The 2,520-nt window shown below is 70.3% G+C and carries 3 protein-coding genes; 2 read left to right on the forward strand and 1 reads right to left on the reverse strand.

From position 1 onward, the window contains the following. The coding region (locus tag D455_RS0126180; protein ID WP_017573627.1) for a BBE domain-containing protein at positions 1 to 660 on the forward strand (660 nt) is incomplete at its 5' end. A 37-nt stretch (positions 661 to 697) separates the two neighbouring features. On the opposite strand, the gene D455_RS0126185 is transcribed toward D455_RS0126180, so the two are convergent. Then, positions 698 to 1,840: an acetyl-CoA C-acetyltransferase gene (locus D455_RS0126185; RefSeq protein WP_017573628.1), complete on the reverse strand. Its 1,143-nt coding sequence runs from the start codon at positions 1,838 to 1,840 to the stop codon at positions 698 to 700. Between the two features lie 462 nt (positions 1,841 to 2,302). Between D455_RS0126185 and D455_RS34940 the strand changes: the two genes are divergently transcribed. Beyond that, positions 2,303 to 2,520 (forward strand): hypothetical protein (locus tag D455_RS34940; RefSeq protein WP_206539297.1); only part of this gene is annotated, 218 nt, incomplete at its 3' end.

Here is a 2,520-nt window from a genome sequence, read left to right on the forward strand (position 1 = left end):
CGGCCCGAGCCGTTCATGCCGGAGGAGCTGGTCGGCACGCTCGTGTGCGCCGTGGTGATGACCTACGTGGGTGGGGAGTCGGCGCTGCGCGACCTGGCGGCCCCGTTCGTGCGGATGCGCCCCGAGGTCGAGCTACTCACGGCGATGCCCTACGCGGAGGTCCAGAAGGCACTGGACGACCCGCCCGGCTACCGCAACTACTGGTCGGTGGAGCACCTGGCGGAGCTGCCCGACGAGGCCATCGACGTCTTCTGCGCCCGCGCGGGAGAGATGGTCATGCCCTCGCCGACGGGTCACATCCTCTTCCCCTTCGGCGGTGCCGTGGACCGCTCCGAAGCCGACTACCCGGTGCCGTGGCGCCACGCCCGGTGGGGCGTACACCCCCTGGCGATGTGGGAGGACCCCGAGGACGACCCGCGCGCCATCCAATGGGTGAAGGCGGTCCGCGAGGACATGCGGCCCTGGGCCACGGGGGACGTGTACCTGAACTTCATCGCCGACGAGGGCGAGGAGCGCGTCCTGGCCGGGTTCGGCGAGCCCAACCACGCCCGGCTGAGCGCGGTCAAGACGGAGTTCGATCCCGGCAACCTCTTCCACCGCAACCACAACATCCGCCCGGCACGGCCGATGCCCGCGCCTCCTCACCCCCGGACGGGGTGAGGGCCGTGCGCGGCCGGTTCCAGCCGCGCACGGGGGGTCAGACGCGTTCGATGATGGTGACGTTGGCCTGACCGCCGCCCTCGCACATGGCCTGGAGGCCGTACCGGCCGCCGGTGCGCCGCAACTCGCTGACCAGCTTGGTCATGAGGACGGCGCCGGTGGCTCCCAGCGGGTGGCCCAGGGCGATCGCGCCGCCGTTGGGGTTGACCTTGGCGGGGTCGGCGCCCAGTTCCTGGATCCAGGACATCGGCACCGGAGCGAAGGCCTCGTTGATCTCCGTGACGTCGATGTCGTCGATCCCCAGACCGGCCTTCTCCAGGGCGGTCCTGGTCGCCGGGATGGGCGCGGTGAGCATGTAGACCGGGTCGTCGCCGACCAGCGACAGCTGGACGACCCGGGCCAGCGGGGTCAGGTTGTGCTGCTCGACGGCTCGCTCCGAGGCGAGCAGGACCGCGCCCGCTCCGACGGAGATCTGGCTGGCCACGGCGGCGGTGAGCTCCCACCCCTCGCGCAGCGGCTTCAGGCCCGCCATCTTCTCCAGGGTGGTGTCGGGGCGCACGCCCTCGTCACGCTCGACCCCGGCCAGGGGGGCGACCTGGCCGTCGAAGTAGCCCGCCTCCAGGGCCCTGGCGGCGCGCTGGTGGCTCTCCAGGGCGAACTCCTCCAGCTGCTCGCGCTTGAAGCCCCACTTCTCGCACATGAGCTGGGCACCGCGGAACTGGGAGATCTCCTGCGTGCCGTAGCGCTCGACCCAACCGTCGCCGTACAGGCCGAGCCCGTTGTCGATGGCGTACTGGACGTTGGCGCCCATGGGGACCATGCCCATGTTCTCCACGCCGGAGGCCACGACCAGGTCCTGGGTGCCGGACATGACGCCCTGCGCGGCGAAGTGGACGGCCTGCTGGGAGGAGCCGCACTGACGGTCGATGGTGACACCGGGGACGGACTCGGGAAAGCCAGCGGAGAGCCAGGCGGTGCGGGCGAGGTCGAGCGCCTGCGGCCCGACCTGGCTGACACAGCCCATGATGACGTCCTCGACCGCGGCCGGGTCCACACCGGTGCGGGAGACGAGCTCCTTGAGCACGTGCGCCCCCAGGTCCGCCGGGTGCACGGCGGCCAAGGCGCCCTTCTTGGTGCCGACGGGGGTGCGCACTGCGCCGACGATGTATGTCTCGGCCACGGGGTCCTCCAAGGGCCTGGATGACGGTTACAAACCGAACTGTATTCGGTTTTCTGGATCCGGCAAGCCCCCGCCCCCGGAAAACTCGGAACCGCACCGGTCATCCACAGGAGATTCATCCACGGAAGACGACTGGGGAGGGCGTTCAAAGCTTGCCGTTCGTGTGTGGTTGCCCGTTCCTGCGATGACACCAGCTGCCGCGCAGTGGTGCGGACGACGAGTAACGCCTGATGAAGTCGGATGGCCGGGCGCTTCTGCGTCAGCAGCAACGGCGAGCGGATTCTCCGGTTCCGGGTAGCGGTGCTGTCCCTGGTGGTGAGGGTCGGTGACGGTCGCACCAACGGCGGGAGCGGCCTTGGGAGGGCGGCCAACGGTTGGGGTTCGGGGATGGTCGGCCTCTGCTGCGGTAGCACCAGCTGCCGCGAGGTGGGACAGGCCACGGGCAACGCTTGCTGAAGATGAATGGTTGGGCTCTGCTGCGTCAGCAGCAACGGCGAGCGGGTCCTCCAGTCCCGGGCAGCAGTGCTGTCCCCGGTGGTGAAGGTCAGCGACGGTCGCACCAACGGCAGCGGGTGTCTGGGGACCCCACCCAACGCCCAGGCCGCTGATGGTGGCGGTAGCGACGTCGGCAGCAGCGGCGGCGGTGGAACGCGGTCCAGGCTCCCTGTCGAGCGCGGGCA

This window comes from Nocardiopsis halotolerans DSM 44410 (genome assembly GCF_000341065.1).
GTDB classification, from domain to species: Bacteria; Actinomycetota; Actinomycetes; order Streptosporangiales; family Streptosporangiaceae; genus Nocardiopsis; species Nocardiopsis halotolerans.